Source organism: Actinomadura formosensis NBRC 14204 (genome assembly GCF_001552155.1).
Lineage (GTDB): Bacteria > Actinomycetota > Actinomycetes > Streptosporangiales > Streptosporangiaceae > Spirillospora > Spirillospora formosensis.
This window is the reverse complement of sequence record NZ_BCQQ01000005.1, coordinates 24,386-47,964: the sequence shown is the minus strand read 5'-3', so window position 1 is coordinate 47,964 and position 23,579 is coordinate 24,386. Positions and strand designations below refer to the sequence as shown.

Annotated in this window: 18 protein-coding genes; 13 read left to right on the top strand and 5 right to left on the bottom strand. The window is 72.0% G+C overall.

The genetic code is table 11. The features are described from left to right. The first annotated feature begins 21 nt into the window (after positions 1–21). From AF1_RS02125 to AF1_RS02075, 11 genes are all read left to right on the top strand, one after another. A complete protein-coding gene (locus tag AF1_RS02125) occupies positions 22–384 on the top strand; it encodes a DUF485 domain-containing protein (protein WP_207393919.1) in 363 nt (120 codons plus the stop codon). Then, positions 381–1,991, top strand: coding sequence for a solute symporter family protein (locus AF1_RS02120; protein ID WP_067793125.1), 1,611 nt, complete (start codon positions 381–383; stop codon positions 1,989–1,991). The genes AF1_RS02125 and AF1_RS02120 overlap by 4 nt, the downstream gene beginning before the upstream one ends. A 440-nt stretch (positions 1,992–2,431) precedes the next feature. After that, positions 2,432–3,019 (top strand): NYN domain-containing protein, encoded by a 588-nt coding sequence (locus tag AF1_RS32905; protein ID WP_084262349.1) that lies wholly within the window; start codon positions 2,432–2,434, stop codon positions 3,017–3,019. A 118-nt stretch (positions 3,020–3,137) separates the two neighbouring features. After that, positions 3,138–3,539 carry a PGPGW domain-containing protein gene (locus tag AF1_RS02110; RefSeq protein WP_067793123.1) on the top strand — a complete coding sequence of 134 codons (402 nt, stop codon included), beginning with the start codon at positions 3,138–3,140 and terminating at the stop codon, positions 3,537–3,539. A gap of 101 nt (positions 3,540–3,640) precedes the next feature. Continuing rightward, on the top strand, positions 3,641–4,051 hold the full coding sequence (locus AF1_RS02105) for a hypothetical protein (RefSeq protein ID WP_067793121.1): 411 nt from the start codon (positions 3,641–3,643) through the stop codon (positions 4,049–4,051). 215 nt (positions 4,052–4,266) lie between these two features. Then, entirely contained in the window at positions 4,267–6,381 is a 2,115-nt protein-coding gene (locus AF1_RS02100) for an MMPL family transporter (protein ID WP_067793111.1), read from the top strand. Positions 6,382–6,555: 174 nt separating this feature from the next. Then, positions 6,556–10,296, top strand: coding sequence for a nitrate reductase subunit alpha (locus tag AF1_RS02095; protein WP_084262348.1), 3,741 nt, complete (start codon positions 6,556–6,558; stop codon positions 10,294–10,296). Next, positions 10,296–11,924, top strand: coding sequence for a nitrate reductase subunit beta (gene narH, locus AF1_RS02090; RefSeq protein WP_067793110.1), 1,629 nt, complete (start codon positions 10,296–10,298; stop codon positions 11,922–11,924). The genes AF1_RS02095 and narH overlap by 1 nt, the downstream gene beginning before the upstream one ends. After that, complete coding sequence (narJ, locus tag AF1_RS02085) at positions 11,921–12,544, top strand: nitrate reductase molybdenum cofactor assembly chaperone (RefSeq protein WP_067793106.1); 624 nt, start codon at positions 11,921–11,923, stop codon at positions 12,542–12,544. The genes narH and narJ overlap by 4 nt, the downstream gene beginning before the upstream one ends. Beyond that, positions 12,541–13,284 carry a respiratory nitrate reductase subunit gamma gene (gene narI / locus AF1_RS02080; RefSeq protein WP_067793104.1) on the top strand — a complete coding sequence of 248 codons (744 nt, stop codon included), beginning with the start codon at positions 12,541–12,543 and terminating at the stop codon, positions 13,282–13,284. Before narJ ends, narI begins: the two co-directional genes overlap by 4 nt. Position 13,285: 1 nt before the next feature. After that, the gene (locus AF1_RS02075; protein ID WP_306303147.1) at positions 13,286–14,353 is read left to right on the top strand and encodes a tellurite resistance/C4-dicarboxylate transporter family protein; all 1,068 of its coding nucleotides are present in this window, start codon (positions 13,286–13,288) and stop codon (positions 14,351–14,353) included. Positions 14,354–14,394: 41 nt separating this feature from the next. On the opposite strand, the gene AF1_RS02070 is transcribed toward AF1_RS02075, so the two are convergent. Both AF1_RS02070 and AF1_RS02065 read right to left on the bottom strand, forming a co-directional pair. Continuing rightward, a complete protein-coding gene (locus tag AF1_RS02070; RefSeq protein WP_067793100.1) occupies positions 14,395–15,927 on the bottom strand; it encodes an FAD-dependent monooxygenase in 1,533 nt (510 codons plus the stop codon). After that, on the bottom strand, positions 15,924–18,071 hold the full coding sequence (locus AF1_RS02065; protein WP_067793098.1) for an MMPL family transporter: 2,148 nt from the start codon (positions 18,069–18,071) through the stop codon (positions 15,924–15,926). Before AF1_RS02065 ends, AF1_RS02070 begins: the two co-directional genes overlap by 4 nt. Before the next feature lie 132 nt (positions 18,072–18,203). Between AF1_RS02065 and AF1_RS02060 the strand changes: the two genes are divergently transcribed. Further along, positions 18,204–18,803, top strand: a complete 600-nt coding sequence (locus tag AF1_RS02060) for a TetR/AcrR family transcriptional regulator (protein WP_067793093.1) — start codon at positions 18,204–18,206, stop codon at positions 18,801–18,803. Between the two features lie 36 nt (positions 18,804–18,839). Here the strand turns inward: AF1_RS02060 and AF1_RS02055 are convergent, their stop codons facing one another. Beyond that, on the bottom strand, positions 18,840–19,424 hold the full coding sequence (locus AF1_RS02055; protein ID WP_067793090.1) for a TetR/AcrR family transcriptional regulator: 585 nt from the start codon (positions 19,422–19,424) through the stop codon (positions 18,840–18,842). A gap of 102 nt (positions 19,425–19,526) precedes the next feature. Between AF1_RS02055 and AF1_RS02050 the strand changes: the two genes are divergently transcribed. After that, positions 19,527–21,701 carry an MMPL family transporter gene (locus AF1_RS02050; RefSeq protein WP_207393917.1) on the top strand — a complete coding sequence of 725 codons (2,175 nt, stop codon included), beginning with the start codon at positions 19,527–19,529 and terminating at the stop codon, positions 21,699–21,701. Here the strand turns inward: AF1_RS02050 and AF1_RS02045 are convergent, their stop codons facing one another. Together AF1_RS02045 and AF1_RS02040 are read right to left on the bottom strand one after the other, a co-directional pair. Next, positions 21,702–22,337, bottom strand: coding sequence for a response regulator (locus AF1_RS02045; RefSeq protein WP_067793074.1), 636 nt, complete (start codon positions 22,335–22,337; stop codon positions 21,702–21,704). Continuing rightward, positions 22,334–23,494 (bottom strand): sensor histidine kinase, encoded by a 1,161-nt coding sequence (locus tag AF1_RS02040; protein WP_067793071.1) that lies wholly within the window; start codon positions 23,492–23,494, stop codon positions 22,334–22,336. The genes AF1_RS02045 and AF1_RS02040 overlap by 4 nt, the downstream gene beginning before the upstream one ends. Positions 23,495–23,579: the final 85 nt, after the last annotated feature.

Here is a 23,579-nt window from a genome sequence, read left to right as displayed (position 1 = left end):
TCACAAAAGAGGAGGGCGGCCGTGTCCGTCGATAAGAGCGCCGCCGGCACCGTCTATGAACGGTTCCAGGGCACCGCGGAGTTCCAGGAACTCCGCCGCAGATTCCGCCGATTCGCATTCCCCATGACCGCCGCGTTCCTCAGCTGGTACCTGCTCTACGTCGTGCTGTCGGGGTGGGCGCGCGACTTCATGGGCACCGAGCTGGTCGGCTCCATCAACATCGCGCTCGTGTTCGGGCTGCTGCAGTTCGTGTCGACGTTCGGCATCGCCTACCTGTACTCCCGGCACGCCGAGCGCCACCTCGACCCGCTCGCCGACAAGGTGCGCGCCGACATCCTGGCCGAGGGGACGCCCGTCGCCGAGACCGCGGAGGACGCCCGATGAGCCACGAGACCCTGTCGATCACCCTGTTCGTGGTGTTCGTGGCCGCCACCCTCGCGATCACCGTGTGGGCCAGCCGCAACACCAAGAGCGCCACCGACTTCTACGCCGGCGGACGGTCCTTCACCGGCGCGCAGAACGGCCTCGCGATCGGCGGCGACTACATGTCCGCCGCGTCGTTCCTCGGCATCGCCGGGCTCATCGCCCTGTACGGCTACGACGGTTTCCTGTACTCGATCGGGTTCCTCGTCGCCTGGCTCGTCGCGCTGCTGCTGGTCGCCGAGCTGCTGCGCAACTCCGGCCGGTTCACGATGGCGGACGTGCTGGCGTTCCGGATGAGCCCGCGCCCCGTCCGCACCGCCGCCGGTGTCTCCACCATCATCGTGTCGATCTTCTACCTGCTGGCGCAGATGGTGGGCGCGGGCGCGCTCGTCTCGCTGCTGTTCGGCTTCACCAGTGACTTCGCCAAGGGCGTGACCATCGCGCTGGTCGGCGTGCTGATGATCGTGTACGTGGTGTTCGGCGGGATGAAGGGCACCACCTGGGTGCAGATCGTCAAGGCCGTCCTGCTGATGACCGGCGCGGCCCTCATCACGCTGCTCGTGCTCGGCAAGTACGGCTTCAACCTGTCCGGCCTGCTCGACGACGCCGCCGACCAGAGCGGCAAGGGCGGCGCGTTCCTGGAGCCGGGCCTGCGCTACGCCACCGCCGAGCAGGGCCTCACCGGCAAGCTCGACCTGATCAGCCTCGGTCTCGCGCTCGTGCTCGGCACCGCCGGGCTGCCGCACATCCTGATCCGCTTCTACACCGTCCCGACCGCGCGGGACGCCCGCAAGTCCGTCATGTGGGGCATCGGGCTGATCGGGGTCTTCTACCTGTTCACCCTCGTCCTGGGCTTCGGTGCCGCCGCGCTCGTCGGCTCGAAGAAGATCGCCGCCGTCAACCCGGCCGGCAACACCGCGGCGCCGCAGCTCGCCGAACGCATCGGTGAGATCGTCTTCGGGTCCACCGGCGGCACGATCCTCCTCGCGGTCATCGCCGCGGTCGCGTTCGCGACGATCCTCGCGGTCGTGTCCGGGCTGACCCTGGCGTCGTCCTCGTCCTTCGCCCACGACCTGTACGCGCACGTGTTCCGCAAGGGCAAGGCCACCGAGCGGGACGAGGTCCGCGTCGCCCGCATCTCCGCCTTCGTGATCGGCGCCGTGTCCATCGTCCTCGGCATCTACGCGCAGCGCCTCAACGTCGCGTTCCTCGTCGCCCTCGCGTTCGCGGTCGCGGCGTCCGGGAACCTGCCCGCGATCCTCTACAGCCTGTTCTGGAAGCGGTTCAACACCACCGGCGCCGTCTCCGCCATCTACGGCGGCCTCGGCTCCGCGATCTTCTTCGTGGCGTTCTCCCCGGTCGTGTCCGGCTCCGACAAGGCGCTGTTCACCGACCACGACTTCAGCTGGTTCCCGCTGAGCAACCCCGGGATCATCTCCATCCCGTTCGGCTTCCTGTGCGGCTGGCTCGGGACCGTCCTCAGCAAGGAGTACAACGCGGCCAAGTACGCCGAGATCGAGGTCCGCGCCCTCACCGGCGCGGGCGCCGAAGCGGCGGCCGAACACTGAGCCCGCGGGGGCGTCCCCCAGCCGGGGCGCCCCCACGGCACCGGACCCGCCGCGCGGACGACCGTCGCCCGGTACCGCGCGGCCTGCGGCCCCGTCCCACCCCCCCCACCCCGGGACGGGGCCGCCTTCATACCCGGACGAATCAAGACGGCCCCCCAATCCCGCACACTGGACGCGGTCACGAACGAGTTCGGCGCAGTCCGATGCTCAGCCCACGTATGGCCTGCGGCCGTCATCGCCGATGGCCCCGACATGACCTCGGCAACTTTGCGTGATTTCGAGACGACCGAGAGTGCCGGCGAGTGCCTTGAGCTTGCCCACGTCGGGGTAACGGGGAGTCAGAGACTCTGGTTGACGCTGGCCGCTGATCCCTCTTACAATGAGCCCATTATTCCCCGCCGTCCTCCGGGACTGGCGGGGCTTTTTCTTGGAGAACGCCGGTGACCGAGCGTGTGGCTCTGTTCCTGGACTATCAAAACGTCCACCTCGTCGGGCATGGTCTCTTCGAGAACTATGGCGTTCCGCCTTACCGCTGTGTACCCGATCCGTGCCGTGTCGCCGACATCATCCAGCAGCGGCGTGCCCGGACCAGCAACGTCGCGGCCGTCCGGGTCTACCTGGGGCGACCCGATCCCAATCACCAGCCCCTGCCCACATCGGCCAACGATGCTCAAGCCGCGCAGTGGTCACGTGATCCTCGGGTCCACGTCGTTCGCCGCCAACTCAACTACCGGGGCTGGCCCGATGACCCTCCACGCGAGAAGGGGATCGACGTTGCCATAGCCGTCGATCTCATGCATTTGGCTCTCCGCAGGCAGTACGACGCGCTCGTCCTCTTCTCCGGAGACACCGATCTCCTGCCGGCCATCGAGGTGATCAAGCAGCTTCGGCTATGCCATGTGGAGGTCGCTTGCTGGGCCGGCCACAAGCCTCTGCGCCTGCCGAACTCCCAGCTTCCCTACTGCCACTTCCTGAATCGGAGTGACTGGAACGCCGTGGTCGAGGACTGGAGCAAACTTCCCTCCTGACGTCCCCCGGAGACCCTCTCTTGACAGAACCGGGGTTTGGGGGGCGTTCTTTGCGCAAGATCTAATTGCAGATGTACGGCAGCATGGTGGGACGTGGTCCCTCGGACGGAGGTACGGGATGATGTACCGGCGGTCCGCCAAACGTGCCCTGGTGCTCGTCGTCGGCGGCATGGTGCTGCTGGGCGGCATCGCGCTGCTCGTGCTGCCCGGCCCCGGGCTGCTGCTGGTGCTCTCCGGGTTGCTGATCCTCGCGAGCGAGTTCTCGGCGGTCCACCGTTTCGTGGAACCCGTCCGGGTACGGGCGATCAAGGCGGCGGAGGAGAGCATCACCTCGTGGTGGCGTCTGACCGGCTCCATCCTGACCGGGCTCACTCTGATCGGTGCCGGCGTGGCCTGGGCGCTCGTGCCGGAACTCCCGTTCAGCGGGTGGAGCACGGGCTCCGGCCTCATCCTGTCGGGCCTCATCCTCTTCGGGCTCCTGTACTGGAGCTATCGCCGGGTCAAGGGCGGGTCCGGCTGACGAGCGGGGGCGGGTGTCCGTGCCGAAAAAGGTGCGGGCTTTTTGATCCGCGGCCGGGCCGTCACCGTGCAATGGGTATGGGCATTGTTCTTCGTCTTCTCGTGGCCGCCGGACTCGCGGCCGACGCCATCGTGCACTGGCGGTTCGCGCCGGACATGGCCCCCGGGCCGAACACCCCCGACAACGTCATCCCCGGGGACGACCTGTTCTACGGGCAGGCCATCGCGGCGGCCGTCGCCGCCGTTCTGGTGCTGCTGTGGGCGCGCAGATGGACCTACGCGATCGCGTTCGTCGTCGCGGCGAGCGCCGCCGGTGCCGTCCTGCTGTACTACTTCGTCGACTTCGGGCAGCTCGGGCCGATCCCGCGCATGTACGACCCGCAGTGGTACGGCGACAAGACGATCAGCTTCGCCGGGGAGGCCGTCGCCACGGTCGCCGCGCTCATCGGCTTCTTCACCGCCGGCCGGCGGGAAAGGGGGGAATCGCGCTCCGGCGCCGCTTCCGTGGGGTGAGCGGACGGCGGCGAGCCTTACCAGCCGGCCTTTTCCGGTGCGGGCCGGGCGCCTCGCCGCCGACCCCGGCGAGGCGCCCGGCCGGTCCCGGCCGGTCCTGGGCGTGGCCGTGCATGAGCGCGGACACGCAGGGCAGGAGACGCCCATGAGCACCGTTCCCGCTCCCGCCGCCGTCCGGATGATCATGCCGGGCCGTCCATGACGCGAGCCCGGTGATGGCCGCGTCACGGACCGGCCGCTGGCTCCTGCCGGCGGCGCTGCTGCTGATCTGGCTGGTGATCGGCGGCACCCTCGGCCCGTACGCGGGTAAGCTCGGCGACGTCGCCACCAACGAGCAGTCGTCCTTCCTGCCGAAGAGCGCCGAATCGACGCGGGTGCTGGAGCAGGAGGCCGCGTTCCAGCGGAACCGGACGATCCCCGCCATCGTGGTGTGGACGGCCCAGGACGGCAGTGTGTCACCCGACCAGCGTGCGGCGGCGCAGCGTGCACTGGCCTCGCTGCAAGGCGTCCCCTATGTCACGGGGACGCCGTCTCCGGTCATCCCATCGCGGGACGGGGCGGCGCTGACGGGGGTCGTGCAGATCCGGTCCGATGTCGGCGAGCACAGCACCGACACCGTGGACCGCATTCGCGCCGACGCCGGACAGGTACCCGGGACCCGCGCCTATGTGGCCGGTCCCGCCGCCACCCAGGCCGACTTCACCGACGCCTTCTCCGGCATCGACACCCTGCTCATCGCCGTCGCCGTGGCCGTCGTCCTGCTGATCCTGCTGCTGGTCTACCGGAGCGTGCTGCTGCCGTTCATGATCATCCTCGGCTCGGTGTTCGCCCTGGGACTCGCCAGCGCGATCGTCTACTACCTCGCGAAACGCGGCACGGTGACGGTCGACGGCCAGGTACAGGGCATCCTGTCGATCCTGGTCATCGGCGCCTGCACCGACTACGCGCTCCTGCTGTCGGCCCGTTTCCGCGAGGAACTGGCCCTCGGGGCGAGCCGGTGGCCGGCGATGCTGGCCGCGTGGCGGCGGTCGGCCGGCGCCATCGCCGCCAGCGCCGCCACCGTGGCCCTCGGGCTGATCGCCCTGCTGATCAGCGACCTGTCGAACAACCGGGCGCTCGGGCCGGTCGGAGCCATCGGCATCGGCTGCGCCCTGCTGAGCGCGCTCACCTTCCTGCCCGCCGTCCTGGTCCTGGTGGGGCGGACGGTCTACTGGCCCGCCCGTCCGCACCCCGAACGTCCGGACGCGTCCAGGCACCGGGTGTGGGAGCGGATCGCGGGCCTGCTGGCCCGCCATCCGCGCCGTGTCTGGGTGAGCTGCCTGGTCGTGCTGGTCGCCTTCGCCGCGTTCATGCCGACGCTGCGCACGCAGGGGGTGCCGCTGAGCGAGACGTTCGTCGGTGAGGCCCCGTCGGTGACGGCCCAGGACGTCCTCGACGCGCACTACCCGGGCGGTTCGGGCAACCCGGCCATCGTGCTGACCAACGCCCAGGCGCTGCCGCAGGTCGTGGACGTCGCGAGACGCACCGAAGGCGTCTTCGACGTGCGCCCGCGCACCCAGGGCGGGGCGCCGCTCGTCGTGGACGGCCGCGCCCTCGTGGACGCCACCCTCGGCTCCGCCGCCGACACCGGCGCCGCGCAGCGGACCGTCGAGCGCCTCCGGGAGAACCTGCACGCCGTGCCCGGCGCCGACGCGCTCGTCGGCGGCTACACCGCCCAGCGCGTCGACACGCTGGCCGCCGCCGAGCACGACCGCGCCGTCATCGTCCCGGTCGTGCTCGGCATCATCGTGGCCATCCTCGTGGCGCTGCTCCGCTCGCTGGTGATGCCGCTGCTCCTGGTCGCCACCGTGGCGCTCAACTACCTGGCGACCCTCGGCATCGCCGCGCTGCTCTTCCAGCACGTGCTCGGCTTCACCGCGACCGACCCGGCCGTACCCCTGTACGGGTTCATCTTCCTCGTCGCGCTCGGCGTCGACTACAACATCTTCCTGATGACGCGTGCGCGCGAGGAGACGGTGCGGCACGGGCCGCGCGACGGCGTCCTGGAGGCGCTCGTCGTGACCGGCGGCGTCATCACCTCCGCGGGCGTGGTGCTCGCGGCCACCTTCGCCGCGCTCGTGGTCATCCCGCTCGCGTTCCTCGTCCAGATCGCGTTCATCGTGTCGTTCGGCGTGCTGATGGACACGCTCGTCGTCCGCTCGCTGCTGGTGCCCGCGCTCGTCCGGGACGCCGGCCCGATCACCTGGTGGCCCTGGTCGGGCGGCGGTCGGTCGACCCCGGAGTGGTCGCTGCGGCGTTCCGGCACCATGACATCCCGCCACCGCCCATGATGACGGCCCAGGCGGACGTGCGAACGGCCGTCTCCGCCCTGGTGCCCCTCGGGTCTGGGGACAGGCATTTTTCCCTGTGGATTTGGTAGCCACGGTCGACTCGGGGTTGGGGGTCGATCACCCCGGGTAGTTGTGCCGCGCACATGATCCTGGTCCGTGAGACGAGGTGGTCCCATGTCATCGGCCACGGAGCCGACGACGCCCGGGGGCGGGAGCCCGCCCGGCCGGAGGTTGCTGGCGCCGCTGCTGCCGAAGGGGGAACCGGTCGAGGGGCTGCTGCGGCGGGCGCAGTTCTTCGTGCCCGGCAAGCCGTCCGGCGACTACCGCGAGCTGCGCCGGGAGGGCGGACGCGGCGCCGAGGAGTTCTACCGGGAGCGCTGGCGCCACGACCGGGAGGTCCGGTCGACCCACGGGGTGAACTGCACGGGGTCCTGCTCGTGGAAGGTGTACGTCAAGGACGGCATCATCACGTGGGAGACCCAGCAGACCGACTACCCGTCGGTGGGGCCCGACTCGCCGGAGTACGAGCCGCGCGGCTGCCCGCGCGGGGCGGCGTTCTCCTGGTACACCTACTCGCCGTCCCGGGTGCGGTACCCGTACGTGCGGGGACCGCTGCTGGAGATGTGGCGGGAGGCGCGGGACCGGCTCGGTGACCCGGTCGCCGCCTGGGCGGAGATCACCGCGGACCCGGAGCGGACGGCCGGGTACAAGCGGGCGCGCGGCAAGGGCGGGTTCGTCCGGGCGTCGTGGCCGGAGGTCACCGAGCTGATCGCCGCGGCCCATGTGCACACGGTCAAGGAGTACGGGCCCGACCGGGTGGTCGGGTTCTCGCCGATCCCGGCGATGTCGCCGGTGTCGTACGCGGCGGGCACCCGCTTCCTGTCGATGATCGGCGGGACGATCCTGTCGTTCTACGACTGGTACGCCGACATGCCGATCGCGTCGCCGCAGGTGTTCGGCGACCAGACCGACGTCCCGGAGTCCGGCGACTGGTGGAACGCGTCCTACATGATCATCTGGGGCACCAACCTGCCGATCACCCGGACCCCGGACGCGCACTTCATGACCGAGGCCCGCTACCGGGGGCAGAAGGTCGTGGTCGTCTCCCCGGACTTCTCCGACCACACCAAGTTCGCCGACGACTGGCTCGCGGCGGCGCCCGGCACGGACGGCGCGCTGGCGATGGCGATGGGCCACGTGGTGCTCAGCGAGTTCTTCCGCGACCGGCAGGTCCCGTACTTCACCGACTACGTCAAGACCTACACCGACCTGCCGTTCCTCGTGACGCTGGAGGAACACGGCGACGCGGTGCGTCCGGGGAGGTTCCTCACCGCCGCCGAACTGGGGGACGCGGGGGAGGGCGCCGCGCACAAGCCCGTCCTGCTCGACGCGCGCACCGGGGAGCCGGTGGCGCCCAACGGGACGCTGGGATTCCGCTTCACCGCGTCCGGGGAGGGCCGGTGGAACCTGGAGCTGGGCGGGGTCGATCCGCTGCTCACCCTGTACGGGCGGCACGAGGACGCGCTGCCGGTCGAGCTGCCGCGCTTCGACGCCGGCGCGACCGAGGGCGGGGAGGCGGTCCGCCGCGGGGTGCCGGTGGCGCGGGTCGGCGGCCGGCTGGTGACGACGGTGTTCGACCTGCTGATGGCGCAGTACGCGGTGCGCCGCGACGGGCTGCCGGGCACGTGGCCGGACGGGTACGGCGACGCGGCGCAGCCCTACACCCCGGCCTGGCAGGAGGAGATCACCTCGGTGCCGGCCGCCGCCGCGATCCGGGTGGCGCGGGAGTTCGCCCGCAACGCCGAGCTTTCGCGCGGCCGGTCGATGATCTGCATGGGCGCCGGCACGAACCACTGGTACCACTCCGACCAGATCTACCGGACGTTCTTCACGCTCACGATGCTGTGCGGCTGCCAGGGCGTGAACGGCGGCGGCTGGGCGCACTACGTCGGCCAGGAGAAGGTCCGTCCGCTCACCGGCTGGCAGCAGACCGCGTTCGCGCTGGACTGGCAGCGCCCCACCCGGCACATGGCCGGCACGTCGTTCTTCTATGCGCACACCGACCAGTGGCGGTACGAGAGCTTCGGTGCCGATGAGCTGTCCACCCCGCTCGGCCGCGGCCTGTTCGAGGGGCGGGCGTTCATCGACTGCCTCGCCCAGGCGTCCCGGCTGGGGTGGACGCCGTCGCATCCGGGGTTCGACCGCAACCCGCTCGACCTCGCCGACGAGGCCGCCGAAGCGGGCCGTCCCGTCGCCGACCACATCGTGGCCGAGCTGAAGGCCGGCCGGCTGGGGTTCGCCGCGCAGGACCCCGACGCGCCGCAGAACTGGCCGAGGGTGATGACGATCTGGCGGGCCAACGTCCTCGGCTCCTCCGGCAAGGGCATGGAGTACTTCATGCGGCACCTGCTCGGCACGGACGACGCCGTCCGCGCCGAGGAGTCGCCCGAGCAGCTGCGCCCGGCCGAGGTGACCTGGCGGGAGGAGGCCCCGCGCGGCAAGCTCGACCTGCTCACCACCATCGACTTCCGGATGACGAGTTCGTGCACGTACTCCGACATCGTCCTGCCGGCGGCGACCTGGTACGAAAAGCACGACCTGTCGACGACGGACATGCATCCGTTCGTGCACTCGTTCAATCCGGCGATCGCGCCGCCGTGGGAGGCGCGCACCGACTTCGAGGCGTTCCGGCTCATCGCCGAGGACTTCTCCCGGCTCGCCGCCGGCCGGCTCGGCACCCGCACCGACGTGATCCCGGCGCCGCTGACGCACGACACCCCGGACGAGACCGCGCAGCCGGGCGGCCGGGTCCTGGACTGGGCGGCCGGCGAGTGCGAGCCCGTGCCCGGCGTGAGCATGCCGCGCCTGGTGGCGATCGAGCGCGACTACACGGCGGTGGCGGCGAAGATGGCGGCGCTCGGCCCGCTGGTCGACACGCTCGGGACGGCCACCAAGGGCATCACGCTGGTACCGTCCGGCGCGGTCGACTACCTGCGCAGGGCGAACGGCGTCGTGCGCGGCGGCGTGGCGGACGGCCGCCCGTCGCTGGCCCGGGACGTGCACATGGCCGAGGCGATCCTGGCGCTGTCGGGCACCACCAACGGCCAGGTCGCCATGCAGGGCTGGGAATCCCTCGAAAAGCGGACGGGGGTGGACCTCGCCGATCTCGCCGAGGAACGTTCCGGCGAGCACATCTCCTTCGCCGACACCCAGGTCCAGCCGCGGGCGGTCATCACCAGCCCGGAATGGTCGGGCAGCGAGAGCGGCGGCCGGCGGTACTCGCCGTTCGTCGTCAACGTCGAGCGCAAGAAACCCTGGCACACGCTCACCGGGCGGATGCACTTCTTCCTCGACCACGACTGGATCCACGAGTACGGCGAGGCGCTGCCGACCTACCGCCCGCCGCTCGACTACGTCCGCCACTTCGGTGAGCAGGGGCTCCGCGAGGACGGCCGGCCGGAGATCACCGTCCGGTACCTGACGCCGCACTCGAAGTGGTCGATCCACTCGGAGTACCAGGACAACCTGCACATGCTGCGGCTGTTCCGCGGCGGCCCGGTGATCTGGATGAGCCCGCGGGACGCCGCCAGGATCGACGTCCGCGACAACGAGTGGATCGAGGCGTACAACCGCAACGGCGTGGTGGCCTGCCGGGCCGTGGTCACCCACCGGATGCCGGAGGGCACGGTCTTCATGTACCACGCCAAGGACCGGCACCTGATGACCCCGCGCTCGGAGATCTCCGGCTGGCACGGCGGCTCCGACAACTCGCTGACCCGCCTGGTCGTCAAGCCCACCCACATGATCGGCGGCTACGGGCAGCTGACGTACGCCTTCAACTACCACGGCCCGACCGGCAACCAGCGCGACGAGATCACGGTGATCCGCAAGCGGTCCCAGGAGGTGCGTTTCTGATGCGGCCGATGGCACAGGTGGCGATGGTCATGAACCTCGACAAGTGCATCGGCTGCCATACCTGCTCGGTCACCTGCAAGCAGACCTGGACCAACCGTCCCGGCACCGAATACGTCTACTTCAACAACGTCGAGACCAAGCCCGGGACCGGTTACCCGCGCCGGTACGAGAACCAGGACGAGTGGAAGGGCGGCTGGACGCTCGACCGCAGGGGCCGGCTGCAGCTCAGGGCGGGCGGGCGGCTGCGCAAGCTGCTGTCCATCTTCTACAACCCGGACCTGCCGTCCATCGACGACTACGGCGACCCGTGGACCTACGACTACCAGACGGTGATCAACGCTCCGCTGGGCACGCAGAACCCGAGCGCGCACTCCATCTCGGCGCTCACCGGACGCGACATGAAGCTGCGCTGGGGCAGCAACTGGGACGACGACCTCGCCGGCGCGCCCGAGCACGCCCTCGACGACCCCGACCTCGCCGGGATCGAGGACCGGGTCAAGATGGAGTTCGAGCAGGTCTTCATGTTCTACCTGCCGCGCATCTGCGAGCACTGCCTCAACCCGTCCTGCGTCGCGTCCTGCCCGTCCGGCGCGATGTACAAGCGGGCCGAGGACGGCATCGTGCTGGTCGACCAGGACCGCTGCCGGGGCTGGCGGTTCTGCGTGTCCGGCTGCCCGTACAAGAAGGTCTACTTCAACCACCGCACCGGCAAGGCGGAGAAGTGCACGCTGTGCTTCCCCCGCATCGAGTCCGGGCAGCCCACCATCTGCGCCGAGACGTGCGTCGGGCGGCTCCGCTACCTGGGGCTGTTCCTGTACGACGCCGACAGGGTCACCGAGGCGGCGGCGACGCCCGACGAACAGGACCTGTACGAGGCGCAGCTGTCGGTGTTCCTCGACCCGTTCGACCCGCACGTGCTGGACGAGGCGGCGCGGGCCGGCATCCCCGCCGACTGGATCGAGGCCGCCCAGCGCTCCCCGGTGTACTCGCTGGCCGTCCGGCACCGGGTGGCGCTGCCGCTGCATCCGGAGTACCGGACGCTGCCGATGGTCTGGTACATCCCGCCGCTGTCCCCGGTCGCCGACGTGGCGCACGCCGCCGGCTACGACGCCGCCGACCCCGACAAGGTCTTCGCCACCATCGACGACCTGCGCATCCCGATCGAGTACCTCGCGAACCTGTTCACCGCGGGCAGGGCCGAGACCGTCCGGGACGTGCTGCGCAAGCTCGCCGCCGTCCGCGCGATCCAGCGCGCCGCCCAGCTCGGGCTCGACCTCGACGCGGACCTGCCCGCGTCCGTCGGGTCGACTCCGGACGAGCTGGACGACCTCTACCGGCTGCTCGCCATCGCCAAGTACGACGACCGCTACGTCATCCCGAAGGCGCACGCCGAGGACGCCGGGCGGCTCGCCGCCCAGCACGAGCAGATGTTCTGCAGCCTCGACGGCGACGGCGGGCCCGGCATGGGCGGGAACGGCCCGCCGGACGTGGAGGGTTTCCACCCGGGCGAGGTCCGCGGCGGCGCGAGCACGTTCCGCGGCACCGACGGCCGGACGCACTTCAACCTGCTCGGCTGGGACGGGCGCGGCGAGGCGCCCCACCTCTTCCCCGAAGGGGGCGCGTCGTGAGCGGCAGCCCCTACAAGCTCGCGTCGGTGCTGCTGCAGTACCCGACGATGGCGCTGTTCGACGGGCTCGACCGGCTCGACGCCGCCGCCCGCGAGGCCGGCCCCCGCGCGTCCCGCGAGGCGTTCGCGCGGTTCCTCGGCTGGCTGCGCGCCACCCCGCCCACCGAGGTCGCGCAGCACTACGTCGAGACGTTCGACCTGCGCCGCCGCTGCGCGCTCTACCTGACCTACCACCGGTACGGCGACACCCGCGGGCGCGGGATGGCGATGCTGGCGGTCAAGACCGCCTACCGCGCGGCCGGGTTCCAGCCGTCCGGCGACGAGCTGCCGGACTACCTGCCGCTCGTCCTGGACTTCGCGGCGCTCACGCCGGCCGGTGCGAAGCTGCTGCGCCGCCACCGCGCCGACCTGGAACTGCTGCGGAGGGCGCTGCGCGAGGCGGGCACTCCGTACGCCGACCTGATCGAGGCGGTGTGCGCGCGGCTGCCGAGGCCGGGGCGCCGCGACCTCGCCCTCGTGCGGCGGGCGTGGGAGAAGGGGCCGCCGGAGGAGGAGGTGGGGCTCGAACCGTTCGCCCCACCGGAGTACCTGAACGGAACCGGGGCGGGGGCACGGCGATGACCAACGGGGAACTGTGGTGGTGGGTGATCCTGCCCTACGCGGCGATGATCGTTTTCGTGGTGGGGCACATCTGGCGGTGGCGCTACGACCAGTTCGGCTGGACGAGCCGCTCCACCCAGCTCCAGGAACGCCGGCTGCTCAAGTGGGGCGGGCCGCTGTTCCACTACTCCGCGTTCGCCGCCATCGCCGGCCACGTCATCGGCATCCTCATCCCGAAGTCGTTCACCGAATGGCTCGGCATCCCCGAACGCGCCTACACGCTGTTCTCCGGCATCGCCGGATCGGTCGCGGCGATCGGCGTCCTCCTCGGCGCCGGCATCCTGATCTTCCGCCGGATGGGGGTGCCGCGGGTCCGCGCGACGACGAGCGCGGTCGACTACCTCGCGCTGATCCTGCTCGGCATCATCAGCGTGCTCGGCATCTACCTGACGCTCGGTATCCAGCAGTTCGGGGGCGGCTACGACTACCGCAACACGGTGTCCCCGTGGTTCCGCAGCCTGTTCGCCGGCACCCCGGACTACCGGGCGATCGCCAACGCGCGGCTGATGTACCAGGTGCACGCCACCGCCGCCTGGATGATCTTCGCGGTGTGGCCGTTCAGCCGGCTCGTCCACGCGTGGAGCTACCCGCTGTGGTACCTGTGGCGGCCCTACGTCGTCTACCGCGAGCGCCGCGCCGGACCGCCCCCCGAACCGGGTACAGGCGGACGAAAGTGGCGCAAGATCGGCGTACCGTACTGATGTGACAAGTCCCCCCGCGGGTACGCGCCGCGCTGCGGTGAAACAAGCCGTGGCAACCCTCAACCCAGGCTATTTCGCATTGGTGATGGGCACCTGCATCGTCTCGATCGGTGTCCACGACAACGGGATGGTCCTCCTCTCGGACACGATGCTGGGGCTGGCCGTCGTCTGCTACGCCGTTCTCGTCATCGTGACCCTCTGGCGCGCCGCCGCCTTCCCCGCCGCGTTGCGCTCCGACTTCACCGACCCGCGCCGCGGCTTCGGGTTCTTCACCTTCGTCGCCGGGACCGACGTCCTCGGCACCCGGATCGCCGGGACCGGCCAGCACGGCATCGCGCTCGGGCTGCTCGTCGTCGGCGGCCTCAGCTGGCTCGTCCTCGGGTACGTCGTGCCGTGGACGGCCGTGCTCGGCCGCGAGGACCGTCCCGTGGTGGCCGGGGCCAACGGGACCTGGTTCATCTGGGTCGTCGCCAGCCAGTCCGTCGCCGTGCTCGCCGCCGTCCTCGAACCGGCCGCCTCGGCCCGCCGCGAACTCGCGCTGCTCGCCGTGTGCTCGTGGTCGATCGGCGTGATCCTGTACGCCGCCGCGGGCGTGTTCGTCGCCGCCCGGCTGCTGCTGTACCCGCTGCGCCCGGTGGACCTGACCCCGCCCTACTGGGTGGCGATGGGCGCCACCGCCATCACCGTCGTGGCGGGCGCCCGGATCGTGGAGATGGCGGACGCGCCGATGGTGACCGCGACCCGCGGCCTGATCGCCGGCACCGCGGTGGTGTTCTGGGCGTTCGGCAGCTGGCTCATCCTCCCGCTGGTCGCGGCCGGCTGGTGGCGGCACGTCAAGCACCGCGTCCCGCTGCGCTACGAGGCGACGCTGTGGAGCATCGTGTTCCCCCTCGGCATGTACGGCGTCGCGGGCCAGTTCCTCGGTGTCGCCGACCATCTCCCCATCGTCGAGGCGATCGGCAAGACGGAGATCTGGCTGGCCTTCACCGTCTGGGCGGCCACCTTCATCGGCATGCTCGTCCACCTGGCGCGCACTCTGGTGTGGCCCCGGGAGAGCGCGCAGGCGTGATCCGGAGATCTCCGGATCACGCCCGCGTCCGGTGACGAGTGTCAGGCGGCGGTCGCCGGGGTGGGCGGGGTTCCGCAGCGGCGGTTTTCGAGGGACGCCCACACGCCCTCCGGGGTGTCCCCGGCGGCGGCCACATGACGGTCGGGCCGCACCAGGACCACTCTTCCCATGCGGCCGGGCCAGGGCTGCCCTTCGGCGAGTGAGCTCGGCGCCAAGGGCAGGACGGGCAGGCCCTTCCAGCGGGGGTCGCCGGGATCGGGAACCGGGTCGCCGGGACGCAGCCACACCACCCACGTGTGGCCGATCCCGGCGAGCCGCCCGTAGAGGCGTCCGCCCGAGCGCAGCTCCGGGTTCGGCATCCGGTGCCCGGCGTATCCGAGCCCGTCGGTGCGGTACGCGGTCTCCAGCATCCCGACCCGGCGTCCGAGCCTGGCCTGCACCGACGGGCGGCCGATCACGCGCGGCGCGAGGACGGTCCGCAGCACCCGCGCGAGCGGCAGGTCCAGCGTCATCACGCGGGTCGCCCGCGCGGTGCCCCGGACCATGCCGCGGGCGATCGCCCGCCGTTCGGCCTCGTAGGTGTCCAGCAGCCGTTCCGCCGCCGCCGCGTCCAGCCGGTCGGCCGCCGCGATCTTCCACATCAGGTTGTGCGCCTCCTGCACGCCGGTGTTGAGGCCCTGCCCGCCGACCGGGCTGTGCACGTGCGCGGCGTCCCCGGCGAGGAAGACCCGGCCGCGCCGGTACCGGTCGGCGACGCCGTGGCTGAGCTCGAACCGCGAGTGCCAGGTGATGTCGTGGCCGCCGAAGTCGAGGCCCGTCCGGTCCCGGATCAGCGCGTCGATGAAGGGGGCGTCGATGGCGGGCGGCATCGACCCGGGCATGTGCGCGATGATGCGGCGCTGCCCGGGCTCGGGCATCGGGACGATCAGCAGCAGCCCCGACCGGCCGAGATGGACGTACCCCTCGTCGTGGACGAGCGGCGCGGTGGTCCGGATGTCGGCGAGGACGAAGGAGGCGCCGGCGTCCGAGCGCCGCAGCGTCAGCCCGGCGAGATCGCGCACCGTGCTGCGTCCGCCGTCGCAGCCGATCAGCCACCGGGCGCGGACGGTCTCGGTCTCCCCGGACGCGTGCCGCAGCGTCGCCGTGACATGGTCGCCGTGATCCTTCAGGCCCTCCAGCCACACCTCCCACTCCACCTCGGCACCGGCCTTGCCGAGGTGCGCCTCGATGACCTGCTCGGTGACGTACTGCGGGATCGACAGCCAGAACGGGTAGGACGTGTCGCCCCACGGCAGCCCGCGCATGTCGATCCGCCGGGGACGGCCCCGCCCGGCCTGGACGTTCAGCGCCGCGAACGGGACGCCCGCCGCCAGCATGTCGCCGGCCAGGCCCATGGCCTCGAAGACCTCCATCGTGCGGGCGTGCACGACCAGCGCCTTGGAGATGGCCGCGCGGCCGGGCTTGCGGTCGATGATCCGGGCGGTCAGCCCGTACCGGAGCGCCTCGTGCGCGGCGGTCAGGCCGGTGGGTCCGCCGCCGACGACCAGGACGTCCACGTCGGTGCCGCGGGTCATCGCGTTCCGCCTTCCTTGAGCGCCACCGGTTCCCGGTCGCCGGCCGGCTCGCCCCCGCGGTGCGCCCCGCGGCCCGTCCGGCGGCCCGGCAGCCACCAGGCGGACCGGCCGAGGATGGACAGCACCGCCGGGACCAGCACCATCATCGCCAGCAGCGCGTACAGGGCGACCGCGGTCGCCAGCCCGAAGCCGAACAGGTTCACCACCCGCTGGTCGTTCAGGACGAACCCGGTGAAGACCACCACCATCACCGAGGCCGCCGCGAGGATCACCCGCGAGGTGGACGTCACGCCCGCGACGACCGCGTGCCGCGCGTCCCCGTGCCGCTTGAACTCCTCATGGATGCGGCTGAGCAGGAACACCGCGTAGTCGGTGGACAGCCCGAACAGGACCGCGAACAGCATCACCGGCGCGAACGACTCCACCGGGCCCGGATGCGCGCCGATCAGGCTCGCCGGCCACCAGCCCCACTGGAACACCGCGACCACCGGCCCGTAGGCCGCGCCCACGGCGAGCAGGTTCATCAGCACCGCCACGACGGGCACCGCCAGCGACCGGAACTCCACCAGCAGCAGCAGGAACGCCAGGCCGACGACCATCAGCATGAACCAGCCCATGCGGGCGCCGAGCCGGTCCGCCAGGTCGATGCTCGTCGCGGTCGCGCCGCCGATGTGCGCCTCGGCGTTCGGCGCGGCCTTCGGCAGGACGTCCGAGCGCAGCGTGTGGACGAGGGACTCAGTGGCCGCGGAGTCGGGCGATCCGGTCGGCACGACGGTCAGCACGGCGGTGCGGCCGTGCGGGTCGGGACGCGGCGGCAGGACCTTGCCGACGCCGTGGGTCTGCGCGATCGCCTGCCGCACGGCGGGCGCCGCCTGCGCCGCCCGGCCGTCCTGCCCGTAGTCGACGGTGACGAGCAGCGGGCCCGTCATGCCGGGGCCGAACGACTCGTCCACCAGGTCGTACGCCTTCCGCTGCGTGGAGCCGGGCGGCTGCGACCCGCCGTCGGCGGTGCCGAGCCGCAGCGAGCCGAGCGGCAGCGCCAGCGCCGCGAACGCGACGACGGCGAGGGCGATCGCCGCCCAGCGGAACCGGATGACCGCGCGGACCCAGCCGCCCGCCACGCCGTGCCCGCCGCCGCTGCGGCCGATGCGCAGCCGGTCCAGGTTCCGCCCGAAGAGACCGAGCAGCGCGGGCAGCAGCGTCACCGACGCCAGCAGCGTCGCCGCGACCGTGACCGCGGCGGCCAGCCCGAGCGCCGACACGAACGGCACGCCGATCACGTACAGGCTGAGGATCGCGATGATCACCGTCGTGCCGGCGACCAGCACCGACCGCCCGGCCGTCGCCATCGCCGCCGCGATCGAGTCCACCGGGGCGAGGCCGTGCGCCATCTCCTCGCGGTGCCGTGTCACCACCAGCAGCGCGTAGTCGATCCCGACGCCGAGACCGATCATGGCCGCCACCACCGGGCCGGACGTCCCGATCGTCACCACGCCGGACAGCAGCGTGATCAGCGACAGGCCGACGCCGACGCCCGCGATCGCGGTCAGGATCGGCACCAGCATGGCCGCCAGCGACCCGAACGCGATCAGCAGCACGATCACCGCCGCGATCAGTCCGTAGATCTCCTGGCCGGACGGCCCGCTCTCGGCCTGCACCGCCGCGCCGCCGAACGCCACCTGGACGTCCTGGCCGCGCACCGGATCGAACGCCTCCTGCGCCTTGCGCAGGGACTCTTCGGGAATGTCCTTGGCGCGCTGGTCGAACTGGACGGTCGCGATCGCGGTCCGGCCGTCTTCGGAGACCATGGGCCGGACCGGCCCGAACGGCGACTGGGCCGCCGCGACGTCCGGCCGGGTCCGCACGTCCGCGACCGCCGCGTCCACCTTGCGCTGGACGTCCGGTGAGATCTGGCCCTTCTCGCTGTGCACGACCACCTGCATCCCGTCACCGGACATGTCGGGGAACCGTGCCCGGAGCGTGTCGTAGGCGGCCTGCGAATCGGCGCCCTTGAGCGTCAGGTCGTTGCTGAACGAGCCCCCGAACGAGCGGCCGGCCGCCACCACGCCGAGGACCAGCAGAAGCCATGCGGCGAGCACCCACCAACGGTGCCGCGCCGAGAAACGGCCGAGAGCGGCGAGCACGGCGCCACCTCCTCCTTCAATGCTGAACATATGTTTCGTCACATGTTACACACATGTGTAGACACGTGTTTCACCTTGGCTGGAGGCGGTAGATTCGAGGTGGCCGCATGTCACGCCGACCCGGAGGAGCAGATGACCGTACGGTCGCCCGGCTTTGGCCGGTCCAGCCAGGATGGCCGCCGCCGCGTCCGCGCCCTGCTGCTCGACACGGCGCTGCGGCTGTTCAGCGAGCGCGGTTACGTCGGTGTCCGGGTCGAGGACATCGCCAAGGAGGCCGGCGTCTCCCGCGCGACCTTCTACAAGCACTTCGCCGAGCGCGAGGAGATCCTCGCCGAGCTGTTCGACCGGCTCGTCCGGGACGTCCCGCTGCCCACCCCGCCCGGACCGGACGCCGACGCGCTGCCCAGGGTGCGCGAACTCCTCACCGCCGCCGCGACCCGGATGGCGGCGGACGAGCAGCTCGCCAGGTTCGTCTACACGCTCCCGATCCGCCATGCCGCGCTGCTCGGCGAGGGCGCCCGGCCGCCCGTCATGGAGCAGGTGGAGGAGCTGATCGAGCGGGGCGCCGCCGCCGGGGTCGTCCGGCCCGACGTCCCGCCGATGCTGATCACCGCGCAGATAGCCCGGACCTTCGAGGCCGCCATGCGCGACTGGGCCGAACACCGCGCCCCGGACGTGGCCGAGCACCTGGCCGTGCTGCTGGATCTGACCTTCCAGGGGATCGACCCCTGACCGGCGGAGCCGGGCCGTTCAGGTCGTCCGGGTCGGCTAGGCCGGCGCCGCGTCGTCGCGGACGATGCTCGCGATCGCCCCGAGCGTGAAGCCGGTGACGGCGGCGGGGTCCTCGCCGGCGTCGATGGCGCGGACGGCGGTGTCCACCAGGGACTGGACGGCGGCCTGCAACAGGTCGGGATGCCGCACGTCGGCGTTCCGGACGGCCTCGCCGAGCATCGTCTCCAGGTCGCGGTGCAGCACCATGATGCGCTCCCGGGCCTGGTCGGACAGTGACGCGTGGGCCAGCCCGACGCGCCATCCGTGGTCTCCGCCGGCGCCTTCGGCGATGTTGGCGCGGGCGTAGGCGAGGATGCGCTCGGCAGGGGCGGGCGCGGCGTCGACCTCCCGCCGGACGGCGGCGACCCAGCGCGGGAAGTCGCGGGCGACGACGGCCTCGACCAGTTCGTCCACGCTGCCGACGTACTTGTAGACGCTGGACCGGGCGATGCCGACCCGGCCGGCCACGGCCCCGACGGTGAGCCCGCCGCCCTCCCGGAGGATCTCCTCGGCCGCGTCGACCAGCGCCGCCTCCATCCGGCTGCGGTGCTCCCGGACGGTGGGCGCGTTGATCTTCGGCACGCCGCTTCCTCCGCTTCTCCGACCCCCGGATCGCCCTTCGCAGGGGCCCGGATATGGTATCCCCAGTTATAGCAACACCCTGTTCCTAAAATGAAGGTTCCCATGTCGGCTCTGCTACGGGCGATGCTCGCCTCCAAACGATCGGCGGCCCTCACGGTCGTCCTCTGGATCGTCCTCACCTTCGTCCTCGCCGGGCTCGCGCCCGACCTGAAGTCGGTCGAGGACAACACGTCGGCCAACAGCGCGCCCGCGGCGAGCTCGTCCTCGGTGGCGCAGCGGGAACTGGAGAAGGCGTTCCCGGGAAGCGACGCCCTGCCGGCGGTCGTGGTCGTGAAGTCCAAGGACGGTTCCCCGGCCGCCGCCACGGCGGTGACCCGCGCGGCCGGCGGCGCCGAACGGCAGAACCTCGGCATGCCGGTGTCTCCCGTCTGCGGCACGGACGGCACGAAGCCCGGCACCGACTGCGTCCCGGGCGGTGCCGGCCTGACCTCGGCCGACGGGAAGACCCGGGTCGTGATCGTCCCCGTCACCGGGGACGCGACGAGCGACGCGTTCAAGGACGCCGTCACCGGCCTGCGCGCCGCCGTCAAGGACGCGGCACCGGGCGCGACGGTCGCGGTGACGGGCCCCGCCGGCATCATCGTCGACACCGTCAAGGTCTTCTCCAGCGGCGACAAGGTGCTGCTGCTCGGCACCGTCGTGCTCGTCCTGGTGATCCTGCTGGTGGTCTACCGGTCCCCGCTGCTGGCCCTGGTGCCGCTCCTCGCGGTGGGCGTGGCCATGCGCGTGACCGAATCGGTCGGCGCGCTGCTCGCCGACGCGGGCGCCATCACCATCAGCGCGCAGACCGCGTCGATCATGACCGTCCTGCTTTTCGGGGTGGGCACCGACTACGCGCTGATCATCACCAGCCGGTACCGGGAGGCGCTGCTGGACGCCGCCGACCGGTTCACCGCGATGCGCGCGGCGCTGCGCGGCGTGTCGGAGTCGGTGCTGGCCAGCGCCGCCACGATCGTGCTCGCGATGTTCGCGCTGCTGGCCCTGGTGTCGCCGTCCCTGCGCGGGTTCGGGCCGTACCTGGCGCTGGGCGTCGCGGTGATGGCCGTGGTCGCGTTCACCTTCATCCCCGCCGCCGTCCTGCTGCTCGGCCGGGCGGTGTTCTGGCCGTTCTCCGAGTCGGCGATGGCCCGCCGCGCGACCGGCGGTGCCGTGTGGCGGCGCGCCGCCGACCTCGTCGTCACCGCCCCGCGTCGCGTCCTCGCGGCCACCCTCGTCCTGCTGGCGGTGCTGAGCCTGGGGATGACCGGATACAAGGAGAGCTTCGACTTCGTCAGCGGGTTCCGGGTCGGCACCGACTCCGCGGCCGGGCAGACCATGATCGACCGGGATCTGGGGCCCGGCGAGATCGCGCCGGCGACCCTGCTCGTCCGCGGGCGGCACATCGCTCCGGCGCAGGTGGAGGCCGTCCAGAAGGCCGTGGCGCCCAAGGTGGCGCGGACGGCGTTCGACCCGGGGCACGACCTCGCCCCCGGCGGCGGTGCCGCGCGGATCACCGTCGTCCTCAAGGACAACCCCTACTCGCCGTCCGCGATGGACGCCGTGGACCCGCTGCGCGCCTCCGCCACCAAGGCCGCGCGGGACGCCGGCGTCACCGAGGCCCGCGTCCACGTCGCCGGTCCCACGGCCGAGACCGCCGACACGAAGGCGGCGCTCGACCGCGACATGCTCGTCCTCGTCCCGCTGGTCCTGCTGATCGTCGGGCTGGTCCTGGCCGGGCTGCTGCGGTCGGTGCTGGCCCCGCTGTACCTGCTCGCCACCCTGATGCTGTCGTTCTTCGCGACCCTCGGCCTGACGGTCGCGATCACCCTCGGCCTGGGCGGTGACCTGGGCATCGGCAACCGGGTGACGGCCTATGTGTTCATCTTCCTGGTCTCGCTGGGCGTCGACTACAACATCTTCATCATGAGCCGGTACCGGCAGGAGACCGCGCACAAGCCCCCGGTGGAGGCCCTGCGCGCGGCGATCACCCGCACGGGCGGCGTGGTGTCGTCGGCCGGTCTCATCCTCGCCGGGACGTTCGCGGTGCTCATGACGCAGCCGATCCGCGAGCTGTACCAGTTCGGCATGGCCATGGCGATCGGCATCCTGCTCGACACGTTCGTGGTGCGCCCGCTGCTGGTTCCCGCGATCGTGCGGCTGCTGGGCGACCGGGCGCTGTGGCCCCGGCGGTCCGCGCCGCCGGTTTCCGAGCCGCGGGTGGAGGCCGTCCACGGGTAGTCAGGACGGGCGGATCAGTCCGCGGCGGGTGGCGGCGGCGACGGCGGCGGTGCGCGAGTCCACGCCGAGCTTGGCGTAGATGTGCACCAGGTGCGTCTTGATCGTGGTCTCGCTGAGGAACAGCCGCCTGCTGATCTGCCGGTTCGACAGGCCCTCGGCGACCAGCCCGAGCACCTCCAGCTCGCGTCCGGTCAGGGTGGCGGCCGGGGTCCGCATGCGGCCGAGCAGCCGGGAGGCGACGCTCGGCGCGAGCGCGCTGTCGCCGGCCGCCGCGGACCGGATCGCGGCGTACAGCCGGTCCGGCGGGGCGTCCTTGAGCAGGTAGCCGGTGGCGCCGGCCTCGATGGCGGCGAGGATGTCGGAGTCGGTGTCGAAGGTGGTCAGCACCAGGACGCGGGGCGCGTCCGGGCCCGCCGTGATCTGCCGGGTGGCCTCGCTGCCGTGGATGCCCGCGCCGAGCTGGAGGTCCATCAGCACGACGTCGGGCCGCAGCCGGCGGGCCTCGGCGACGCCCTCCTCGCCCGTCGCCGCCTCGCCGGCCAGCACGAAGCCGGGCTGGTCGAGCAGCATCGCGCGGAGGCCGGAGCGCACGACCGGATGGTCGTCCACGAGCAGGATGCGGATCGGGTCGCTCATCGCCGCGCCCCCTCGGCGGGCAGCGGCAGCGTCGCCGCGACGGCGGTGCCCTCGCCCGGCGCGGACTCGACGGTCAGCGTCCCGCCGAGCGCGCGGGCCCGCTCGCGCATGGCCCGCAGCCCGTAGCCGGCGGCCGGCTCCGCGGGGTCGAAGCCGCGCCCGTCGTCGACGACGTCCAGCACCACCATGTCGTCAAGGTAGGTCAGCGTGACCCCGACGTTGCCGGCGTGGGAGTGCTGGGCGGCGTTGCCGAGCGCGCCCTGCGCGATGCGGACGAGCGCCACCTCGTACTCGGTGGGAAGGCCGGCCGGGACGCCCGAGACCTCGAACCGGATCCGGGCCGCGGACCGGGCCGCGGCCGACTCGGTGATCCGGCGCAGCGCGTCGGCGAGCGACGACCGCTGCAGGACGGGCGGGGCCAGCGCCCGCACGAAGTTGCGCGCCTCCGCCAGGTTCTCCGCCGCCGCCTGCTCGGCCTCCTCCAGCCGTCCCCGCGCGGCGCCGCGGTCGGTGTCCAGGTCGCGGCGGGCGGCCCGCAGCAGCAGGATGATGCTCGACATCCCCTGCGCGAGCGTGTCGTGGATCTCCCGCGCCAGCCGCTCCCGCTCGGTGAGCCGGGCCGCGTCGGCCTCCGCCCGGACGAGCCGCTCGCGGGTGCGCACCAGGTCGTCGATCAGCAGGCGGCGCCGCTCGCTCTCCCGGTAGAGCGCCTGGTAGGCCAGCGTCATGAGGACGGCGACGGCCGCCCCGATGCTCGGCCCCAGCACCTCCGCGACCGTGACCCCGCCGCCGTGCCAGGCGGTCGCGCCGACCGCCGCCGCCGTCAGCAGCACCACACCGGGCACCGCCGCGAGCCTCGGGAGCAGGTGCAGGTACAGGAAGAACAGCGGGAAGGCCAGCCACACGAAGCCGGGGGAGGCCAGCGCCAGCGCCGCCCACCCCGCGGTGAGCAGCGCCAGCCACACCCGGGCGGGTCCGCGTCGCGGACGGTGCCGGGTGACCCCGGCCAGGTAGAACACGCCGAGCAGCAGACCGCCCGCCAGCACCGCGCCGTCGGGCAGGCCGCGGACCAGGGCGATGGCGAGCAGGACCAGGAAGGTGCCGTGCACGGCCCAGGCGATCGGCCGCATCGGCGGGGAGAACGGATCGGTCCTCATTTCTCACTCAGCGTAGGCGACGCTCTCCGTGGCCGGATCGATCGAAAGGTTGATTTCCGGCCGTCCGGAAGAAGGCGGCCCGGGG